The sequence below is a fragment of the Nitrospira sp. BLG_2 genome, assembly GCF_049222245.1.
The window spans coordinates 1-3,206 of record NZ_JBLYIG010000159.1 but is presented as its reverse complement, the minus strand read 5'-3'; the positions used below and the strand labels follow the sequence as shown (position 1 = coordinate 3,206).

Annotated in this window: 2 protein-coding genes; both read right to left on the bottom strand. The window is 55.2% G+C overall.

From position 1 onward, the window contains the following. A partial coding sequence (locus ACOSYY_RS04375) for a signal peptidase II (protein ID WP_421661049.1) occupies positions 1–327 on the bottom strand: 327 nt, incomplete at its 3' end. After that, entirely contained in the window at positions 324–3,137 is a 2,814-nt protein-coding gene (ileS, locus tag ACOSYY_RS04370; RefSeq protein WP_526023278.1) for an isoleucine--tRNA ligase, read from the bottom strand. The genes ACOSYY_RS04375 and ileS, both read right to left, overlap by 4 nt. Positions 3,138–3,206: the final 69 nt, after the last annotated feature.

Here is a 3,206-nt window from a genome sequence, read left to right as displayed (position 1 = left end):
TGCGCCGCCGAGAATTCCCGCAACACTGACACGCCCCATCCAATCCTCTTCCGGCATCCGTAACAGGATCGTCCCCAGCAGCCCAAGGGCAAAAATCGACGTCAGCCCAAAGAAGACCATCCGAAACGCGTTGCTGCTTCCGGCAAGCAGACCGAATGCCGCCCCGGGATTTCGGATATAGGTCAGGCTGAAGAGATTGGGGATGATGGAGATCGATTCATGCAGCCGCATGGTTTGCATGATCTGCTGTTTGGTCAGCTGATCCAGAAAAATGATGCTCCCGGTCACCGACGCGAGCGCCAGATTGCGAAGGCCTAACGCACTCAACGTATTGCCTCCACGCAGCGATCACACAGTGTTGGGTGGGCGGCATCCTTGCCGACCGCTTCTCGATAGTTCCAGCAACGTTCGCACTTCGCATGCGCGGACTTGGTCACGGAGACAGTGAAACCGGTTGCCGCATCAGGCCGTTGTTCGATGGTCACCTGCGACACAATGAATAAAGCGCCCAAATCAGCGGCCGAGATATTCAGCCACTGACCGGTCGGCACATCGGTGGTAAGATGAACATGAGCTTCGAGCGAGGAGCCGATGACTTTCTCACGGCGCCGCTCCTCCAGAACTCCTTGCACCTGCACTCGATATTTCAGCAGCCGTTCCCATCGCTCGGCCAGCTTCGCATCGGCCCAAGCTGGATCCAGTTCGGGAAACGGGGCGAGATGCACGCTCCCTGTTCCCACGCCCCCAGGTACCTCCACGGCCAATGTTCGCCAGATTTCCTCGGCCGTAAAACTCAATACCGGTGCCATGAGTTTCGCCATCGCCACAACGATGTCGTGCAGGACGGTCTGAGAGCTGCGACGCTCGTGCGCATCCTTGCGGAACGTATAGAGCCGGTCTTTCAGAATGTCGAGATAGACGGCGCTCAAATCGACAGAGCAGAAGTTGTTCAATGCATGAAAGAGCGTGTGAAACTCAAAATCTTCATAGGCTCGCCGCACTTTCGTGATCAGCTCCCCGAGACGCAACAATGCCCATCGGTCCAATTCCGGCAGCTGTTCATGAGGAACACGATGCTTCGCCGGATCGAAATCGTACAGATTACTTAGCATAAATCGGCAGGTATTGCGGACTTTTCGATACGCTTCGATGAGATGATTGAGGATTTCCTGTGAGATACGGAGGTCTTCACGATAGTCCTGAGCCGCAACCCAAAGACGGAGGATTTCCGCACCCGACTGTTTGATGACGTCTTGCGGCGCGACCACATTGCCGGCCGACTTGGACATCTTCTTCCCCTGCCCGTCCACGACGAACCCGTGGGTCAACACAGCTCCGTAGGGCGCTCGATGATCCGTCGTCACACCGGCTAGCAGAGCGCTATGAAACCATCCACGATGTTGGTCGGATCCTTCAAGATACAAGTCAGCCGGCCACCACTTTCTCGGTTTCAGCACAGCCGCATAGCTCACACCGGATTCAAACCAGACATCGAGAATGTCACGCTCTTTCTCGAACTGTGCTCCATCACATTTGGGACATGTCGTTTCAGCGGGCAAGAGTTCGCCGGCAGATCGTTCAAACCAGATATCCGCACCCTTGGATTCCATCAAGGCCGCGATATGCTCGATCACGACAGGGTCGGCAAGGACATGATGGCAGGTCCTACAAGTAAACCCCGGGATTGGCACCCCCCACACGCGCTGGCGCGACAGGCACCAGTCAGGACGGTTTTCAATCATCCCGTTAATCCGATCGCGGCCATAGCGAGGAATCCATCGGACTCTGTCGATCTCCGCCAACGTCTCGTTTCTCAAATCGTTGGTCTCCATAGACATGAACCACTGCTCGGTCGCACGAAAGATCACCGGGCTCTTGCACCGCCAGCAGTGAGGATAGGAATGGTTCAACGAGCCGAGCCCGAGCAGACGTCCGTTCGCCTGGAGGTAATCGACGATTTTTGGATTGGCCTTCAAGACTTGTTGACCTGCGAACTCCTTCACGGCCGGCGTGAACCGTCCAGCGTTGTCGACCGGAGCCAGGATTTCGAGTCGTTCACCCGGGGAAGCCTTGGCGTTGTGCTCGAGCACGAGGAGATAGTCATCCATACCGTGTCCTGGCGCAATATGGACACAGCCGGTCCCTTGCTCAAGGGTCACAAAACCGCCGAGCAGAATCGGCGACAAGCCGGTAGACAACGGGCGTTGCGTCTCCAGCCCCTCGAACCCTTCACCACCTTTCTTGACGCCCACGATACTGTAATCGTTGAGCCCACAGGCTTTTGCCACATTCTCCAGGAGTTTTTCCGCCACAATCAGCAACTCATCACCGACCCGAACAAAGGCATAGTCAAAATCGCGGTGGATGCAGACAGCCTGATTGGCCGGCAGTGTCCAGGGCGTGGTTGTCCAGATAACGATGGACACCAGCTTCACTCCTTCCGGAAAGGGAATGCCTGGGAAAATCTTGCCAAGAGCTGACGGTGAGGTGACGATCGGAAACGTCACATAGATCGATGGAGATGTGTGGTCGCCATATTCGACTTCCGCTTCCGCCAGCGCGGTTTGATCTTGAGTACACCAGAGGACCGGCTTGAGGCCTTTGTAAACTCCGCCGCGCTCAACAAATTTTCCAAATTCACGAATGATCGTGGCTTCATAGCTTGGCGTCATCGTGAGATAAGGGCGCTCCCATTCTCCCAATACACCGAGCCGCTTGAATTCGTCACGTTGAATATCAACGTATTTCTCAGCATAGGCGCGACAAAGCTTGCGGATCTCCGAGACATCCAAGTCTTTTTTCTTCTCACCAAGCTCCTTCATCACTTGGTGTTCGATCGGCAACCCATGGCAATCCCAACCAGGCAAGTATGGCGCATGAAAACCAGCCATGGTTTTCGATTTGACGATGATATCTTTCAAAATCTTATTTAGGGCATGTCCGATATGAATGCGGCCGTTGGCATACGGAGGACCGTCGTGGAGCACATACCGAGGCCGTCCTTGCCCCGATGCCTGAATCTGGTCGTAGAGCTTCTCCTGCTCCCACCACGCCAACATTTCAGGTTCGCGCTGCGGCAGATTGGCCTTCATCGGGAAATCGGTTTTCGGAAGGTTGAGCGTTGATTTGTAATCCATAGCCAACGAGACCCGAGTATTGCCTGAGGATCTTACGGAATCGAAGAACTATACCGGAAGGAAGGGGGG